This window comes from Anaeromyxobacter sp. SG66 (assembly GCF_022690805.1).
GTDB lineage: Bacteria > Myxococcota > Myxococcia > Myxococcales > Anaeromyxobacteraceae > Anaeromyxobacter > Anaeromyxobacter soli.
Map to the genome: position 1 here is coordinate 51,137 of NZ_JALCZC010000001.1, position 17,170 is coordinate 68,306.

Sequence of the window (17,170 nt, forward strand, 5' to 3'; positions counted from 1 at the left end):
CAGATGCGGCCAAAAAAAGGGGTTCGACCTTCCGGCGTCAGCGCGCGAGCCTCGTCACCTCCTGCAGCAGATCGGCGATCGTCGTCCGCTCGAGATCCCGCTCGAGGGCGAGCCGGGCCTCGCCGTAGCGGCCGGCCAGCGCCGCCTGGATGGTCCTGCCCACGGGGCACCGGGGGTTCGGCGTGCTCGCGTGCAGCGGGAAGAGCGCCTCGCTCTCGACGGCACGGTAGACGTCGCGGAGGGTGATCCCTCTGGCGGGAACGACGAGTTGCCACCCGCCGCCGGGCCCGCCCTGGGAGCGGACGAGCTTCGACTTCCTCAGCATCGCGAGCAGCCGTCGAATGACGACCGGGTTCGTGCCCACGCTGCCGGCGATGTACTCGGACGTGACGGGCTCACCGCTCGCCTCGTGGGCGAGCAGCGTGAGGATGTGGATCGCTACCGTGAGGCGGCTGCTCGGGCTCATCGCAACTCGTAACAGAATAAGTTGCGGTTAGCCTCGATGTCAAGGCGTTCGCGCGCGGGGTCTCCTACCGCTGCGCTGCCGGATCCCCGGCGGGCCGTGGCAGCAAGTCTGCGAACGTGAAGCCGTCGCGCTCGACCACCTCTCCAGCGGCGACCGGGATGGGCTCCTCGCCGAGCTCCCGGCGACGGTGGCTCCTCTCGGCCTCCACGGCGCCCCTCATCTCACGGAGAGCGTCAGCCCGTGCGCCGCGGCCGCGTGCCCCGCCGCCGCGAGCAGTCGCTCGTCCGGGGGCGCGAGCCCGCATCCGTCGTCGAGGTGGCCGCCCGGGCGGAAGCGCTGGACCGCCCAGCGCTGCGCGCCGGCCGCGAACGCCGCCAGGGCGTCGAGCTCGCCGGCGTCGTGGACGGGGGAGGCGAGCGTCGTCCGCACCTCGTGCTCGATCCCCGCCGCCAGCGCGAGCTCGAGGCAGCGGCGAGCCCCGAAGGGCTGCTCGGCCGAGCCGGTCAGCCACTCCGCGGCCTGGGGCAGCGCCTTCAGATCGACGGCCAGGAAGTCGACGAGCCCCGCCGCGAGCAGCGCCGCGACCACCTCCGGCCGCGTGCCGTTCGTGTCGAGCTTCACCGCGAACCCGCGCGCCTTCACCCGCGCCAGGAACGGCGCCAGGCCCGCGTGCAGCGTGGGCTCGCCACCGGTCACGACGAGCCCGTCGAGCCGCCCGCGCCGCGCCTCGAGGAGCGCGAGCACCTCGCCCTCCGGCACGGGTCGCGCCGCCGTGGCCGCGAGCAGCGACGGGTTGTGGCAGTAGCGGCAGGCGAGGTTGCAGCCCTGCGTGAAGACGACGGCGGCGAGCCTCCCGGGCCAATCGACGAAGGAGCAGGGCCGCAGGGCCGCGATGATCAAGCGGGCACCTCGGCGGCGTCGCCCGGGCGGAGCGACAGGCGCCGCTCGAACTCGGCCTGCTTGCCCGCGTTCCACTGCTGCAGGGGGCGGAGGTACCCGACGATCCGCGAGTAGACCTCGGCGGCGGCGCCGCACCGCGGGCAGGTCGGGTGCTCACCGGCGAGGTACCCGTGCTCGCCGCACACGGAGAACGTCGGCGTGACGGTGAAGTACGGGAGCCGGTAGCGCTCGCACACGGTTCGCACGAACCTCTTCACGGTCGAGGGGTCGTCGATGGCCTCGCCGACGAAGACGTGCTGGACGGTCCCGCCGGTGTACCGCGCCTGGAACTCGTCCTGGTGATCGAGCACCGCGAAGACGTCGTCGCTCGCGTCCACCGGGAGCTGGGAGGAGTTCGTGTAGTACGGTGCGGCGCCCCGGACGGCCGCGTCCTCGTTCGCGCAGCGGATGCCCGGGTGGCGCGCCTTGTCGAGCCTGGCGAGCCGGTAGCTCGTCGCCTCGGCCGGCGTCGCCTCCAGGTTGAACCGGCTGCCCGTCTCCGCCTGGTACTGCTCGAGCCGAGCGCGCATGTGGTCGAGCACCCGGAGCCCGAAGGCGCGACCGGGCCCGCTCGCGAGCGTCGTGTCGAGCAGGTTGTCGGCGGCCTCCGCGAGCCCGACGAGGCCGATGGTGGAGAAGTGGTTGCGCCAGTACGAGCCGCTCCGGGCGCGGATGTGGCGCAGGTAGTGGCGGACGTACGGATAGAGGCCCTGCTCGGTGTAGCGCTCCAGGATCTTCCGCTTGAGGACCAGGCTGTCGCGGGCGAGGTCCATGACCCGGTCCAGGCGAGCCATGAAGTCGGCCTCGTCGCGCGCGAGGTGGCCGAGGCGCGGCAGGTTCACGGTGACGACGCCGATGGACCCCGTGAGCGGGCTCGCGCCGAAGAGGCCGCCGCCGCGCCGCTCGAGCTCGCGCGTGTCGAGGCGGAGGCGGCAGCACATGCTGCGGGCGTCCTCCGGCGAGAGCTCCGAGTTCACGAAGTTCGCGAAGTACGGGAGGCCGTACCGGGCGGTGACCTCCCAGAGGCGATCGAGCCGGGGGTCCTCGTAGTCGAAGCCGGGCGTGACGTTGTAGGTGGGGATCGGGAACGTGAAGACGCGCCCCTTCGCGTCGCCGCCGGCCATGACGTCGAGGAAGGCGCGGTTGAACAGGTCCATCTCCGCCTGGAACTCGCCGTACGTGGCCGCCTGCCGCTCGCCCCCGAGGACGATCGCCTCGTCGCGGAGCAGCGCGGGGCACTCGAGGTCGAGGGTGACGTTCGTGAACGGCGTCTGGAACCCGACGCGCGTCGGCACGTTGAGGTTGAAGACGAACTCCTGGAGCGCCTGGCGCACCTCCTCGTAGCCGAGCCCGTCGTGCCGGATGAACGGCGCGAGGTACGTGTCGAGGCTCGAGAACGCCTGCGCGCCCGCCGCCTCGCCCTGGAGCGTGTAGAAGAAGTTCGCGATCTGGCCGAGGGCGGTGCGGAAGTGGCGCGCCGGCGCGCTCTCGGCCTTCCCGGGCGCCCCTCGGAACCCCTCGGTGAGGAGGTCGGCGAGATCCCAGCCGACGCAGTAGACGGCGAGGAGGTTCAGGTCGTGGAGGTGGAGGTCGCCCGAGCGATGGGCGTCCCGCACCTCGGGCGGATAGAGCCGCTCGAGCCAGTAGGTGGAGCTCACGTGGCTCGCGACGTAGTTGTTGAGGCCTTGCAGGCTGAACGCCATGTTGGCGTTCTCGGCCACCTGCCAGTCGGAGCGCTCCAGGTAGGCGTCGACGAGCGCCACGCTGGCCGTGTCGGAGATCTCGCGCAGCGCGCGGTGCTGCTCGCGGTAGACGGCGTACGCCCGCGCCGTGCGCCGGTACGGGCTCGCGAGAAGCACCTCCTCGACGACGTCCTGGATCCGCTCCACCGACGGCCGGCCCTCGATCGTAGCGATCGCGATGGCGAGGACGCGCTGGCAGAGCCGCCTCGCCTCGGGCGCGTCGACCTCGCCGGTGACGGCCCCCGCCTTGGCGATGGCTCGCTGGATGCGCTCGGCGTCGAACGGGACCACCCGTCCGTCGCGCTTCTCGATGGTCTCGAACACGGGCCCTCCTCGTGGCGGCCTCGGGGCACGGAGGAGGACCCGAGCACACGACGGCCCGTACGAGGGCAGTGCGCCGAGGACCCTCCGCCCTCCCACGAGGCGTGTCGGTCGTGCCGCCGCCCGAGCATCCGGGCGACGGTCGCTGGCAGGTCTTCGGGCTCGCGAGCGCTCCGGGGCTTCCCGGACCCTACTGTCCGCCGCTTCCCAGCCGAACCGGCCAGTGCGTGTGGCGGAGGTCGTTCTCGCTTACCGCTGCGGGGCAGCCCCGGAATCTCACCGGGTTCCCTATTCGCTCGGAGCGAACCCCGAGCACCAGCGCGAGACCCAACCTATGGTGGTTCACGGTCACGGTCAACGGGATATGTTGTGCACGGCCGTTCATGCGCCGGGCCCCTCGCGAGGCGTCGATCCAGGAGATCGAGGCCCCTTGCCGACGCCCGCCTCGCGTGCGAAGTTCCGCTGCCCCCGAACAGGGCGCCCGCCGACGCCCCAGGCCCACGCGAAGGAACCGCCGATGAAGAAGACCCTGCTCGCCGCGCTCGCCCTCGTGGCGCTCCACGCCACCGCCCTCGCCGCCGACACCTCGCTCGAGACGGTGAAGAAGAAGGGCACGCTCGTCCTCGGCCTCGACGACTCGTTCCCGCCGATGGGCTTCCGGAACGACGACAACCAGATCGTCGGCTACGACATCGACCTGGCGAAGGAGGTCGCGCGGCGGCTCGGCGTGAAGCTCGTCCCGCAGGCCATCGACTGGAACGCCAAGGAGCAGGAGCTCAACACCGGCAAGATCGACTGCATCTGGAACGGCTTCACGATCACCGACGAGCGCAAGAAGGCGATGAGCTTCACGAAGCCGTACCTGCGCAACGCCCAGGTGGTGGTGGTGAAGAAGGCCTCCGGCTACTCCACCCTCGCGAGCCTCAAGGGGAAGAAGGTCGGCCTCCAGGCCGGCTCCTCGGCCGCCGACGCCCTCGAGGGCGCCAAGGCCTTCCGCGCGTCGCTCGAGGAGGTGGTGGAGTTCAAGGACAACCTCACCGCCCTGATGGACCTCGAGGCCCGCGGCGTGGACGCGGTGGTGATGGACCTCATCGTCGCCGACGACAACATCAAGCGCTCGGGCAAGGCCTACGCCGTCCTGAAGGAGACGCTCGCCCCCGAGGTGTTCGGGGTGGGCTTCCGCAAGAACGATCTCGCCCTCCGGGACGCGGTGCAGGGCGCGCTGGAGAGCATGGCCAAGGACGGCACGCTCGCCAAGGTGACCACGAAGTGGTTCGGCTCGGACATCTCGGTCGTCGGGAAGTGAGCACCCGCGCATGGTGAAGCTGCTGGGGGCGATGCTCCAGGGATCGCTCGTCTCCCTGGAGATCTTCTTCCTGACGCTGGTCTTCGCGCTCCCCCTCGCCCTGCCGGTCGCGCTCGGCCGCATGTCGGCGAGCCGGCTCCTGCGCGTCCCGGTCAACCTCTACATCCTCGTGATGCGCGGCACGCCGCTCATCCTGCAGATCCTCTTCGTCTACTTCGCCCCCTACTATCTGTTCGAGGCCTCGTACGATCGGTTCACCGCCGTGATCGTGGCCTTCACCATCAACTACGCCGCCTACTTCGCCGAGATCTACCGCGGTGGCATCCAGTCGATCGCGAAGGGCCAGTACGAGGCCGCCAAGGTGCTCGGCTTCACGCGCGCCGACACCTTCTTCCGGATCGTCCTGCCCCAGGTGGTGAAGCGAATCCTGCCGGCCTCCGCCAACGAGGTCATCACGCTCGTGAAGGACACCGCCCTCGCCCAGACCATCGGCGTGGCCGAGCTCTTCCGGGTGGCGCAGAACGCCTCCGCGCGTCAGTTCTCCACCACGCCCATCTTCGTGGCGGGGGTGTTCTACTTCGTCATGAACTGGGCGGTCTCCGAGCTCTTCCTCCGCGCCGAGCGGAAGCTCGAGTACTACAGCTGAGCCGGGCCATGGACGTCGTCACCGTCGACCACCTCTCCAAGTCCTTCGGCGACCTCCGGGTCCTCACCGACATCTCCTTCTCGGTGCACCAGGGCGAGGTGCTCGCCATCATCGGGCCGTCGGGCTCGGGCAAGTCCACGCTGCTCCGCGCCGTCACCCACCTCGAGACCGCCAGCAGCGGCAGCATCTCCATCTGCGGCACCCGGATCCTCGACCGCGGCGTCTACGCCGACAAGGCCACGCTGCGCAGCGCGCTCCTCAAGCTCGGCCTCGTGTTCCAGGACTTCAACCTGTTCCCCCACTTCTCCGTGCTTCGCAACATCACCGAGGCGCAGGTGCGCGTGCTGGGGCGCGGGAAGGCCGAGGCGCGGGAGGTGGCGCTCGCGCTGCTCGAGAAGATGGGCCTCACCGGCAAGGCCGGTGCCTATCCCTGCGAGCTCTCGGGCGGTCAGAAGCAGCGCGTCTCCATCGCGCGCGCCCTCGCCCTCGATCCGCAGGTGCTCTTTTTCGACGAGCCGACGAGCGCCCTCGACCCCGAGCTGACGGGCGAGATCCTCAAGGTCATGCGTGCCCTGGCCGCCGAGAAGATGACGATGGTGGTCGTCACTCACGAGATGGGCTTCGCCCGCGAGGTGGCCGATCGCGCCATGCTGATGGACGGCGGGGTCATCGTGGAGGAAGGCCCGGCCCGGGAGCTCATCGACAACCCCAGGAACGAGCGGACCCGGGCCTTCCTGAGGCGCTTCTCCCAGAACGGCCCCACGTAGGTCGGCGGCTCGTCACGGCTCCACGCCGAGCCGCGAGGTCGGCGCTCACGTCCTGAGCGATCTGCTCAGGCCGCGGCCGCGCCGCGCCTCCGCGAGGATTCGCCGCGAGGGCAATCGCGAGCGTTCGGGGGGGCTTTTCGGAGCCCCGAGAGCGCCGCGACGTGGCCTGCGCCGTGCAGTTCCGCCCCGGTCTCGGGAGCGCCGCCCGACCCACGGGACGACCGCATCGCCGAGCGGAAGGACGCGAGCTTGAGCGCTTCAGCCTTGGAGCGAGAGGACCTGGGGGGGAAGAAGAAGAGGCTGTTCGTCCTCGGCGCGACGGGTGGCACCGGTCGCGCGATCGTCGAGCAGGCTCGCTGGCGCGGCCACCTCGTGACCGCCTTCGTGCGTTCGCCGGAGAAGCTCGAGCCCCTCCTCCGCGACGGCCTGAGCGTGGTCCAGGGCGACCCGCGCGACCGCGACGCGCTACGCGCGGTGATGTCCGGTCACGACGCCGTGCTGTCGGCGCTCGGGCCTGCGGGGCTGGGGCCGACCACCCTCGTGAGCGACTGCGCGCGGAGCACGGTCGCCGCGATGGAGGCGACCGGCGTGCGAAGGCTCCTCATCGTCGGCGTGGCCGTGCTCTTCGAGGCGGACGGACTCCTGAGCGCGATCGCGCGCCGGACGTTCCTGCGCAACGTGGCGAGGGACTCCGCCGAGATGGAGCACATCGTGAGCGAGAGCGGCCTGGACTGGACCATCGCTCGACCGCCGCGGCTGACGAACGGCGGGCTCACGCGGGCCTACGGCGTGGGGGACGGCCGGATGCCTCCCGGCGCCCGCCTCACGTTGAGCCGCGCCGACCTGGCGAACTTCCTGCTCGACGAGCTCGAGCACCCCGCGCACGTACGCCGGATGGTGGGGCTGGCGTCGGTGAAGGCAGCCGAGAGGGAGGGCGCCGGCGAGCTGTTCTAGCCCCCGCGCTCGCCGCGCCCGGTCGCAGGCGCCGCGAACCCGCCGACTCGGAGCTCGGCCGGCGGGCTTTCGCGCAGGACGGCGCGGGGGCCATAATGCCCGCTCGCCGCGCCCCTCCCGACCTCGAGGAGGAACGCGCGCCGACGGGAGACCGGAATGAAGCTCGCGCTGCAGCTCATCGAGGCGCTCTCGGTCTTCCTCGTCATCTTCTACCTGTACTGCCGGTCCCCCGCGTTCCGGCCGCTCAAGCCCGACTGGCCCCGCCCCCGCGGCAAGATCCGCCTGTACCTCGTCTTCAGCGGCATCGCGATCCTCGGGAACTACCTCGGCGTTCCGGTCGTCGGCGGGCAGGCCATCGTGAACGCGCGGGCGGTCGGCTCGACGCTCGCCGGCCTGCTGGGCGGCCCCGCCCTCGGGATGCTCGTGGGGGCCACCGCCGGCCTCCACCGCGTGACCGCGATGAGCGGCGCGGCCGCGTTCCCGGGCGCCGTCTCCACCACGCTGGAGGGCCTCCTCGGCGGCCTCGTGCACGTCGCCCTGAAGCGCCGGCCCGAGCGCCTGATGACGCCGCGGGTCGCCTTCGCGACGACCCTCGTCGGCGAGATCCTCCACATGGTGATCGTGCGGTACCTGACGCAGGCGCCGCCCGAGCAGGCCATCGCGATCGTGAAGGCGATCGCCGGGCCCATGGTGATCGCGAACCCCATCGGCGCCGCGCTCTTCATGGCGGTGCTCCTCGAGCGCCAGCGCGAGCAGGACCGCGTCGCGGCGACGTCCTCGGCCCGCGCCCTCAAGGTCGCGGACCGCACGCTGCGCCTCCTCGTGCGCGGGATCGGCCGCGACACCGCCGGCGAGCTCGCCGCGATCATCAAGGAGGAGACGGGCGTCGGCGCGGTGGGGGTCACCGACACCGAGCGCGTCCTCGGCTGGGCCGGCATGGGCTCCGACCACCACCTGCCGGGGAACCCGATCGCCTCGCCCTACACGCGCCAGTCGATCGCGGAGAACGCGGTCGTGTTCGCCGACGGCGTCCGGCAGGCCTACGACTGCACGGTGTCGCCGAGCTGCCAGCTCAGCTCGATGGTGATCGCGCCGCTGCAGGTGGACGGGAGCGTGGTCGGGACGGTCCAGCTCTTCGAGCCGCGCGGGCGCCGCTTCCTCAACATGAACAAGTCGCTCGGCGAGGGGCTCGGCGCCGTGCTCTCGAGCCAGCTCCTCATCGCGCGCTACCAGGAGCAGAAGAGCCTGCTCGTCATGTCGGAGCTGAAGCTCGCGCAGGCGCAGGTGAACCCGCACTTCCTGTTCAACGCGCTCAACACCATCATCGCCATCCTGCGCCGCGACGGCGACCGCGCGCGGGACCTGCTCATCCACCTCTCGAACTTCTTCCGCAAGAACCTGAAGCGCTCGAGCGACGTGTCGACGCTCCGCGAGGAGCTCGAGCACGTCGGCGCGTACCTCGAGATCGAGAAGGCGCGGTTCGAGGGGCGCATCGCCGTCGAGACCGACGTGGACCCGGAGCTCCTCTCGCTCGAGATGCCCGCGTTCACCCTCCAGCCGCTCGTCGAGAACGCCTTCAAGCACGGGCTCTCGGACATGCTCGGCGAGGGGCGCGCCACCATCCGCGCCTTCCGGAAGGACGGCGCGGCGCTCATCGAGGTCGAGGACAACGGCGGCGCGTGGAAGGAGCAGCCGCGCGAGAAGGCCGGCCTCGGCATGCAGATCGTCGACAAGCGCGTGAAGAACCTCTTCGGCGAGGCGTTCGGCCTGACCGTCACCTGCGTGCCGCAGGAGCTCACGCGCGTGACGGTGTGCCTGCCCGGGAAGGGAGCCGCCGCGTGATGCGGGCCCTCATCGTGGACGACGAGCTGCACGCGCGCGAGGAGCTCGAGTCGCTCCTCCTCGAGACCGGCGCGTTCTCGATCGCGGGCCGCTGCGGCAACGCCGTCGAGGCCATCCAGGCCATCCGCAAGCAGCGGCCGGACGTGGTGTTCCTCGACATCCAGATGCCGGCCATCTCCGGGTTCGAGCTCCTCTCGATGCTGGACGACGACGAGCTGCCGGCGATCGTCTTCGTCACCGCCCACGACGCGTTCGCGCTGCGCGCCTTCGAGGAGCGCGCCCTCGACTACCTCCTGAAGCCCGTCTCGCGCGAGCGGCTCGCGAAGACCGTGGAGCGGCTGCGGAAGCTCCCCGGCGCCGAGGCCCGGCCCGGGTACCCGCGCGCCGAGATCCGGCGCATCCCCTGCCTCGCCGCCCGCGCGATCAAGCTGGTGGACGTCCCGGAGGTCGAGTTCGTGCGGTCGAGCGAGGCCGGCGTGTACGTCGTCACCGCGAAGGCGGAGCTCTTCACCGAGCTCACGCTGAAGGTGCTCGAGGAGCGCGCCGGGCTCGTCCGCTGCCACAAGCAGTTCCTCGTCAACGCCGACCAGGTCGACGAGATCAGCATCGACGAGGGCCTCGCGGTCATCCGGACCCGGTCCGGGAAGGACGTGCCGGTGAGCCGCCGGCACCTGCCCGCCGTGAAGGCCCGCCTCGATCTCTGAGGCCCGCCGGTCACCCCGCGAAAGACCCCGCTCCCCTCCGCTCCGCGACCGGTCGCCCGGAACGGGCGGGGTGCGCCCGCGCCGCGTGCGAGACCAGCGTGACGGAAGCTCCGCGAACGCCGGCGTCTCGAACCGCAGGAGAGCGACATGACGTGGACGCAGACCTACGTGCCCCTCGGCAACCTCCACCTCTCCGCGCTCGTGGCGGCGATCCCCGTGGTCGTCCTCCTCGCGGCGCTCGCGTTCTTCCACGTGAAGGCGCACGTCGCGGCGCTGCTCGGGCTCGTGCTCGCCCAGGGCATCGCCGTCGGCGTCTACGGCATGCCCCTCGGCATGGCGGGGGCGACCGCCGCGTACGGCGCGGCCTTCGGCCTCCTGCCCATCGGCTGGATCATCCTGAACGCCATCTTCATCTACGACATCACCGTGAAGACCGGGAAGTTCGAGGTGGTGAAGGACACCATCGGAGGCCTCGCGGGCGACCGGCGCATCCAGGTGCTCCTCATCGCGTTCGCGTTCGGCGCGTTCATCGAGGGGGCCGCGGGGTTCGGCACGCCGGTCGCGATCAGCGCCGCGATGCTCATCGGCCTCGGCTTCAAGCCCCTCGCCGCCGCCGGCCTGGCGCTCATCGGCAACACCGCGCCCGTGGCCTACGGCGCGCTCGGCACCCCGATCATCACGCTCGCCAAGGTCACCGGCCTGAACGAGCTGGCCCTCTCCTCGATGGCGGGGCGCCAGCTCCCGCTGTTCTCGCTGATGGTCCCGTTCTGGCTCGTGTGGGCCATGGCCGGGTTCCGCGGGATGCTCGGGGTGTGGCCGGCGTGCCTCGTCGCGGGGCTCTCCTTCGCGATCCCCCAGTTCCTCGTCTCGAACTTCATCGGGCCGAACCTCGTCGACATCGTCGCCGCGGCGTCCTGCATCGTCGTGACCTACGCCTTCCTCAAGGTGTGGCAGCCGAAGGAGGAGTGGCGGTTCCCCGAGGAGCGCGCGACGGAGGCCGCCGCAGCGCCGCAGCGCCGGTCCGTCGGCGCCGCCGCCGCGTTCCGCCGCCACACCTTCGGCGAGGCGTTCATGGGCTGGATGCCCTGGATCGTCCTCTCCGTCTCGGTGTTCGTGTGGGGCCAGCCCGCCGTGAAGAGCTGGCTGAACGGGCTGTTCAACCCGACGTTCGACGTGCCGTTCCTCCACAACCTGGTCCTCAAGGCGCCGCCCGTCGCCGCCAAGGTCCACCCCGAGGCGGCGCGGTTCAGCCTGAACCTCCTCTCCGCCACGGGCACGGCCCTCCTCCTCGCGGGCGTGGTCGCGGGCCTGTGGCTGAGGCTGTCGCCCGTCACGCTCGCCAGGACCTACCTCGGCACGCTGAAGCGGGTGCGCTACTCGCTCCTCACGATCGCCGCCATGCTCGCCCTCGGGTTCACGACGCGCTACTCGGGCTCCGACTCGACGATGGGCCTCGCGTTCGCCTCGACGGGCTTCCTGTTCCCGTTCTTCTCGCCGCTGCTCGGCTGGCTCGGCGTGGCGCTGACCGGCTCCGACACCTCGTCGAACGTGCTGTTCGGCAACCTCCAGGTGGTCTCGGCCCAGCAGATCGGGATGAACCCGATCCTCGCGGCCGCGTCCAACAGCTCGGGCGGCGTCATGGGCAAGATGATCGACGCCCAGAGCATCGTCGTGGCGTCGGTGGCGACGAAGCAGGACGGCCACGAGGGCGCCATCCTGCGCTACGTGTTCTGGCACTCGCTCGCGCTGGCGTGCCTCGTCGGCGTGGTCGTGCTCGTCCAGGCGTACTGGCTGCAGTGGATGGTCCCCCACTAGAGGGGGCCGGCGTCACGGGGCTGCGCCCAGATTCGCCGGGGAGGGCGTCGCGGCGCCCCTCGTCAGCCTTAAGCCATGACGTGAGCCCGGGAAGGACGGTTGCACCCCCGCTCGCCAACCCGGTTGCATGGCCCCTGGCCGCCAGGTCGCCTTCCTGGCGGCGACATGCCTACGGGGGGCACACATGCAATCGAGAGGGACGGTCCTGGCGCTGGCGCTCGCGTCGCTGGTCTTCACCGCGTGCGGTACGCAGCGCTCCGGAGGAGAAGGTGACGGTACGGCGCTGAGCGTCACCGCCGTCGTCGTGGGGACGCCCATCGACGTCATCGTCATCGACGTGACGGCGCCGGATCTCGCGACGCCGCTGGTGTTCAACCTCACCGCCGTCGACGGGGTCGCCGCGGGGACGATCAGGGTCTCGCCTGGCACCGCCCGCACGATCCGCGCGCGGGGCTACGACACCACCGGCGAGATCACGCACGAGGGATCCGTCACGGTGGACGTGGCGCGCGGGACGAACGCCGCCGTCTCGATCCCCATGGTGCCGAGGTCCGGGCAGCTCCCGGTCAGCGTGGTGATCGGGCCGGTGTCGATCGTGGTGCAGCCCCTCGTGATGGAGCTGGTGCCCGGGGGAACGGCCCAGGCGACGGCGATCATCCGGGCTCCCAGCGGCGAGCTGGTGATCGCGGCGCCCCAGTGGGCGAGCACGGATCCCAGCGTCGCGACCGTCGACGATCTCGGGCTCGTGACGGCGCGGCGCGACGGTGACGCGCAGATCGTGGCGACCTACGGGGGCACGGCGGGCGTCGCCTCGCTCCACGTCGCGACCACGGCGCTGCCGTCGTACCCGGGGACCGTGCGGCAGCTCGGCACCGCCGGCGGCGACCGCGCCACGGCGGTGTTCCTCGGCTCGGCCGGAGACCTCCTCCTCGCCGGCGTCGTGGGCGACGCGTTCCCGGGCTTCACGAGCGCGGGGCTGAGCGACGCCTTCGTCGCGAACCTCGACCCGCTCGCCGCGCCCGTGTGGACGAGCCAGTTCGGGAGCGCGGACGCGGAGCGGGTGTCCTCCGCCGCGATCGACGCGGCGGGCGACGTGTACCTCGTGGCGCAGCGGTGGACGACCTCGTTCGTGACCGACGGGGGTTCGTACCTGGGCTCGTCTCTCGAGAAGGTGAGCGCCGCGGGGCTCCACGAGTGGTCGCAGCCCAGCATCGTCGCGAGCGGCTGGACGCTCACCCAGATCGCGTCGGTGGCGGCGGCGCCCGGGGGCGACGGGGTGCTGGTCGCGGCGATGGGCAGCGGAGGGAGCCTCGTCGCCACCGTGGACGGCGCCGGGCTCCAGCAGGCGGTGACGTCCGTGGTGCCCGGCTTTGCGTTCGACGTGGCGTCGAGCGCGGCCGGGCCGGTCGTGTCGGGCTGCTTCGCGAACACGACGGGGACGAGCTTCTGCGGCCCGACCTCGCCGGCCGGGGGCGCGTTCGTCACCGCCTTCGACGCGGCCGGGAGCGTCCGGTGGGATACGCGGCTCAGCGACCTCACCGTCTCGCAGGTCCTGACCACGATCGCCCTCGACGCCGCGGGCGACGTCTACGCCGCCGGCCACCGCACCGTCGTCGGCTCCGGCAACACCGACGTCGTCCTCGTCAAGCTGGACGGGGCGACCGGAGCCGTGCTGTGGACCCGGGTGCTCGACTGGTCCGCCTTCGAGATGCCCAGCCAGGTCGCCCTCGACGCGGCGGGAGACGTCTACGTCGTCGGTTTCACCGACGGCGGTGGCTTCGGCGGCAGGGACGCGTTCGTGATGAAGCTCGATCCCGCGGGTACCGAGCTGTGGATGCGTAGCATCGGGACCGCCGCGTCGGATCACGGCTCGGCGATCGCCATCGGCGCCAACGGCGTCGTGGTGGTGGGCTCGACGGCGGGCGCCTTCCCGGGCGCCACGAACGCGGGCAACACGGACGTGTTCATCACGACGGTGGGGTTCGGCGGCGAGCCGCTCTGATCGCCGCGCCCGACCGACGGATGGCGCGGCGCTCAGGTTCTCGAGCGTCGCGCCGGCGCCGTTCCCCGGCCTCCCTCGCCGCGTGGAGAGGGAGGCCGGGGGGCTGCGAATCGAACCGGCGGTTCCTGACCGCGGTCGGTCACGGCGCGACGAGCGCCGGGACGAGGGCGTTGTTCGACTCGTCCCGCTCGTACACGAACGTCCCCTTCTGCGGGTTCTCCGCCGTGTCCGCGAGCAGGCCGACGTACCCGGGGACGGTGGAGCTGAAGGTCAGCGCGACGTCCCGCTCCTCACCCGGAGCCATCACGTCCACCCACGCGAGCGCGACCTGCAGATCGCAGTCGAACCCGGCGTCGTCACACTCCGTGATCTGCGCGTCTCCGGTGACGTACGCCGCGAGGTAGAACCCGCTCGCGCCGGTGGGGCCGCTCGTGCGCCCGTCCCCGAGGTTCTTGAGGTGAGCGGTGACCGTGACGGTCTCGCCTGCCTGGATGGTCGTCGGCCCGGCCATCCCCGTGACCGCCACGTCGGACTGCGTGACCGTGACCCGACTCCCCAGGAGCGTGTTGTTGCGCTCGTTCGTCTCAGGGATGCGCTCGCCGCCGTAGCCGTCGGGACCATCCACGATCGCGCCGGCCCAGAACGTCCCCGGCCCGGAGCCGCCACCCGCCGGCACGTTCATCGTGACCGTCTTCTCCTGCCCGGGCGCGAAGTCCGAGAACCAGCCCGAAGCCCACGCCGGGTCGTCTGCCGTGATCGTCGCGTCGGACGAGAAGTAGACGACCACGTACACGCCGCCGGGAGAGTTCGTCGCGACGTTGCCGATGTTCTTCACCGTCGCCACGTACGTGGCCGGCTCCGCCTTGTTCACGACCGCGGGGACGTCCAGCCGCGTCACCACGAGATCCGGCCCGACCGCCGTGAACGCCGGAACGAGGGCGTTGTTCGACTCGTCGCGCTCGTAGACGAACGTCCCCTTCGCCGGGTTCTCGCCCGTGTCCGCGAGCAGGCCGATGTACCCGGGAATGGTCGAGCTGAACGTGAGCACGACGTCCCGCTCCTCACCAGGAGCCATCGTGTCCACCCAGACGAGCGCGCGCTGGAGGTCGCAGTCGAAGCCGGCGTCGTCACACTCGGTGATGTTCGCGTCGCCGGTGACGTACGCCGCGAGATAGAACCCGCTCGCGCCGATGGGTCCGCTCGTGCGCCCGTCCCCGAGGTTCTTGAGGTGCGCGGTGACCGTGACGGTCTCGCCTGCCTGGATGCTCGTCGGCCCTGCCATCCCCGTGACCGCCAGGTCGGACTGCGTGACCGTGATCTGCGTCCCGAGCAGCGTGTTGTCGTCCTCGTTCGTCTCGGGGACGCGCGCGCCGCCGTAGCCGTCGGGGCCGTCCACGATCGCGCCGGCCCAGAACACCCCCGGCCCCGAGCCTCCGCCGGCCGGCACGTTCATCGCGACCGTCTTCTCCTGCCCGGGCGCGAAGTCCGAGAACCAGCCCGAAGCCCACGCCGGGTCGTCGGGCGTGATGGTCGCGTCGGACGAGAAGTAGACCACCACGTACACGCCGCCGGGCGAGTTCGTGGCGACATTGCCGATGTTCTTCACCGTCGCCACGTACGTGGCCGGCTCCGCCTTGTTCACGACCGCGGGCACGTCCAGCCGCGTCACCACGAGGTTGGGCCCGTCGAGCGCGGCCGCCGACGAGCCGACCGCGAGGGCCACCACGACACCCAAGAGCTTCGAGCGCATCCAACTCCTCCGCGAGGCGCCCGCGCCTGGAGCGGGAGCTCGCCCCATGCGCGACCGCCTCATGACTGGTTGTGAAGCACACATCGCTAGCACGCTCAGCGCACGGGCGGCGCGGGCGGATTGTCGCAGGGACGCCACGCGCGCGGCGGGCGGCGCGGTTGCGCCAGCCGCTCCAGCGAGTCACGAGCGAGGTCCCGGAATCGCGCGCTCGCGCGCCCGTCGGCCCCTCACCGCTCAGCGATTCACGTTCACCACGAGCCGCCCGCGGACCTTGCCCGCGAGGACGTCGCGGGCCGCCCCGATCGCCTCGCCGAGCCCGATCTCGTGCGTGATGGCGTCGAGCTTGGTCGCGTCGAGGTCGCGCGCCAGCCTCGACCACGCCTCGAGGCGGAGCGCCCTGGGCGCCATCACGCTGTCGACGCCGTAGAGCGTGACGCCGCGGAGGATGAAGGGCGCCACCGTGGCCGGGAAGTCCATGCCCTGCGCGAGCCCGCAGGCCGCGACGGCGCCCCGGTAGCGGGTCGTCGCGCAGACGTTCGCGAGCGTGTGGCTGCCGACCGAGTCCACGGCGCCGGCCCAGCGCTCCTTGCCGAGCGGCTTGCCCGGCGCGGAGAGCTGGGCGCGGTCGATGACCTCCGCGGCGCCGAGCGACTGGAGGTAGCTCGCCTCGGCGGCGCGCCCCGTGGAGGCCACGACCCTGTAGCCGAGCCTGGACAGGATCGCGATCGCGACGCTGCCCACGCCGCCCGCGGCGCCGGTGACCAGCACCTCGCCGTCGCCGGGCTTCAGGCCGTGCTTCTCCAGCGCGAGGACGCAGAGCATGGCCGTGTAGCCCGCGGTGCCGATGGACATCGCCTGCCGCGACGTGAAGGCCGCAGGCACCGGCAAGAGCCACGCGCTCCTCACCCGCGCCTTCTGCGCGAGCCCGCCAAAGTGGCTCTCACCCACGCCCCACCCGTCGAGCAACACCCTGTCGCCCGGTGACCACGCGGGATCGCCGCTCGCCTCCACGACGCCGGCGAGGTCGATGCCCGGCACCATCGGGTACTTGCGCACGACCGGCGACGCGCCGGTGATGGCGAGGGCGTCCTTGTAGTTGAGGGTGGAGTACTCGACGCGCACGGTGACGTCGCCTTCCGGGAGCTGCGCCTCGTCGAGCTCGGCGAGGCGGGCCTCGTGCCCCGCGGCGGACTTCTCCACGACGATCGCCTTGAACATTCGCGCCTCCTCCGTGCCCGTCCCCACTCGACGGGAGAGCGTCACGATCTCATGGTTCGCTCGGCGCGCTCGAGCCGCATCCGAGGTGCTGCGTTCGCGACCCGGGAAGAGCCGGCGCCGCAGAGCGACCTCGCCACGTCCAGAGCTAGGCGACGAGCTGGAACTTCGACTGGGGCGCGCCGCAGACCGGGCACTTGTCCGGCGGCGTGCCGAACTCGACGTCCCCACAGACGGGGCAGAGGTACACCTCCATCGTCGAGAGGTCGGCGCCGGACTCCAGCGCCTTCAGGGCCTGACCGAAGAGCCCTGCGTGGACCTTCTCGGCGGCGTTCGCGAACCCGAGCAGGTAGCGCGCCTTGTGGTTCTCGCGCTGGGCCTGCTCCACCATGGGCGGGTACATCTCGGTGTACTCGTAGGTCTCGCCGGCCACCGCGCTCTTCAGGTTCTCGAGCGTCGAGCCGACGCCGCCCATGTTGGCGAGGTGTCCGAGCGCGTGGATCGTCTCGGCCTCCGCCGCGGCACGGAAGAGCTTCGCGATCTGCGCGTAGCCCTCCTTCTCGGCCTGGCGCGCGAACGCGAGGTACTTGCGGTTCGCCTGGCTCTCGCCGGCGAAGGCGACCTTCAGGTTATCGACGGTGGCGGGCATGGTGGGTCTCCTGTTTGCGAGGCGAGATGGATACCACGGGCGAGCGCCGGCG

15 protein-coding genes and 1 riboswitch are annotated in these 17,170 nt (G+C 71.5%); of the genes, 8 read left to right on the plus strand and 7 right to left on the minus strand.

Features of this window, described 5'->3' with window-relative positions:
• Nucleotides 1-37: 37 nt before the first annotated feature.
• The 4 genes from MNZ39_RS00215 to MNZ39_RS00230 all read right to left on the minus strand — a co-directional run bounded on the left by MNZ39_RS00215 (nt 38) and on the right by MNZ39_RS00230 (nt 3,471).
• Nucleotides 38-466, minus strand: coding sequence for an Rrf2 family transcriptional regulator (locus MNZ39_RS00215; RefSeq protein ID WP_242332949.1), 429 nt, complete (start codon nt 464-466; stop codon nt 38-40).
• A 64-nt stretch (nt 467-530) separates the two neighbouring features.
• Nucleotides 531-674: a hypothetical protein gene (locus MNZ39_RS00220; protein WP_242332950.1), complete on the minus strand. Its 144-nt coding sequence runs from the start codon at nt 672-674 to the stop codon at nt 531-533.
• A gap of 8 nt (nt 675-682) precedes the next feature.
• On the minus strand, nt 683-1,366 hold the full coding sequence (locus MNZ39_RS00225; RefSeq protein WP_242332951.1) for an anaerobic ribonucleoside-triphosphate reductase activating protein: 684 nt from the start codon (nt 1,364-1,366) through the stop codon (nt 683-685).
• Nucleotides 1,363-3,471 carry a ribonucleoside triphosphate reductase gene (locus MNZ39_RS00230; protein WP_242332952.1) on the minus strand — a complete coding sequence of 703 codons (2,109 nt, stop codon included), beginning with the start codon at nt 3,469-3,471 and terminating at the stop codon, nt 1,363-1,365. Before MNZ39_RS00230 ends, MNZ39_RS00225 begins: the two co-directional genes overlap by 4 nt.
• A 126-nt stretch (nt 3,472-3,597) precedes the next feature.
• Nucleotides 3,598-3,803, minus strand: a riboswitch (cobalamin riboswitch).
• Nucleotides 3,804-3,985: 182 nt separating this feature from the next.
• Between MNZ39_RS00230 and MNZ39_RS00235 the strand changes: the two genes are divergently transcribed.
• The 8 genes from MNZ39_RS00235 (at nt 3,986) to MNZ39_RS00270 (ending at nt 13,504) form a co-directional block, all read left to right on the plus strand.
• Nucleotides 3,986-4,774, plus strand: coding sequence for an amino acid ABC transporter substrate-binding protein (locus MNZ39_RS00235; RefSeq protein WP_242332953.1), 789 nt, complete (start codon nt 3,986-3,988; stop codon nt 4,772-4,774).
• A gap of 10 nt (nt 4,775-4,784) precedes the next feature.
• The gene (locus tag MNZ39_RS00240) at nt 4,785-5,420 is read left to right on the plus strand and encodes an amino acid ABC transporter permease (RefSeq protein ID WP_242332954.1); all 636 of its coding nucleotides are present in this window, start codon (nt 4,785-4,787) and stop codon (nt 5,418-5,420) included.
• A gap of 8 nt (nt 5,421-5,428) precedes the next feature.
• Nucleotides 5,429-6,187: an amino acid ABC transporter ATP-binding protein gene (locus MNZ39_RS00245; RefSeq protein WP_242332955.1), complete on the plus strand. Its 759-nt coding sequence runs from the start codon at nt 5,429-5,431 to the stop codon at nt 6,185-6,187.
• 249 nt (nt 6,188-6,436) lie between these two features.
• A complete protein-coding gene (locus tag MNZ39_RS00250) occupies nt 6,437-7,141 on the plus strand; it encodes an NAD(P)-dependent oxidoreductase (protein ID WP_242332956.1) in 705 nt (234 codons plus the stop codon).
• A gap of 156 nt (nt 7,142-7,297) precedes the next feature.
• The gene (locus MNZ39_RS00255) at nt 7,298-8,983 is read left to right on the plus strand and encodes a sensor histidine kinase (RefSeq protein WP_242332957.1); all 1,686 of its coding nucleotides are present in this window, start codon (nt 7,298-7,300) and stop codon (nt 8,981-8,983) included.
• Entirely contained in the window at nt 8,983-9,687 is a 705-nt protein-coding gene (gene btsR, locus MNZ39_RS00260) for a two-component system response regulator BtsR (RefSeq protein ID WP_242333170.1), read from the plus strand. The genes MNZ39_RS00255 and btsR overlap by 1 nt, the downstream gene beginning before the upstream one ends.
• A 147-nt stretch (nt 9,688-9,834) precedes the next feature.
• On the plus strand, nt 9,835-11,502 hold the full coding sequence (locus MNZ39_RS00265; protein WP_242332958.1) for an L-lactate permease: 1,668 nt from the start codon (nt 9,835-9,837) through the stop codon (nt 11,500-11,502).
• A 184-nt stretch (nt 11,503-11,686) separates the two neighbouring features.
• Nucleotides 11,687-13,504, plus strand: coding sequence for an Ig-like domain-containing protein (locus MNZ39_RS00270; protein ID WP_242332960.1), 1,818 nt, complete (start codon nt 11,687-11,689; stop codon nt 13,502-13,504).
• 139 nt (nt 13,505-13,643) lie between these two features.
• Here the strand turns inward: MNZ39_RS00270 and MNZ39_RS00275 are convergent, their stop codons facing one another.
• From MNZ39_RS00275 to MNZ39_RS00285, 3 genes are all read right to left on the minus strand, one after another.
• Nucleotides 13,644-15,254 (minus strand): CARDB domain-containing protein, encoded by a 1,611-nt coding sequence (locus tag MNZ39_RS00275; RefSeq protein ID WP_242332962.1) that lies wholly within the window; start codon nt 15,252-15,254, stop codon nt 13,644-13,646.
• A 234-nt stretch (nt 15,255-15,488) separates the two neighbouring features.
• Nucleotides 15,489-16,472 (minus strand): MDR family oxidoreductase, encoded by a 984-nt coding sequence (locus MNZ39_RS00280; protein ID WP_242332964.1) that lies wholly within the window; start codon nt 16,470-16,472, stop codon nt 15,489-15,491.
• A gap of 145 nt (nt 16,473-16,617) precedes the next feature.
• Nucleotides 16,618-17,118, minus strand: coding sequence for a rubrerythrin family protein (locus tag MNZ39_RS00285; protein WP_242332966.1), 501 nt, complete (start codon nt 17,116-17,118; stop codon nt 16,618-16,620).
• Nucleotides 17,119-17,170: the final 52 nt, after the last annotated feature.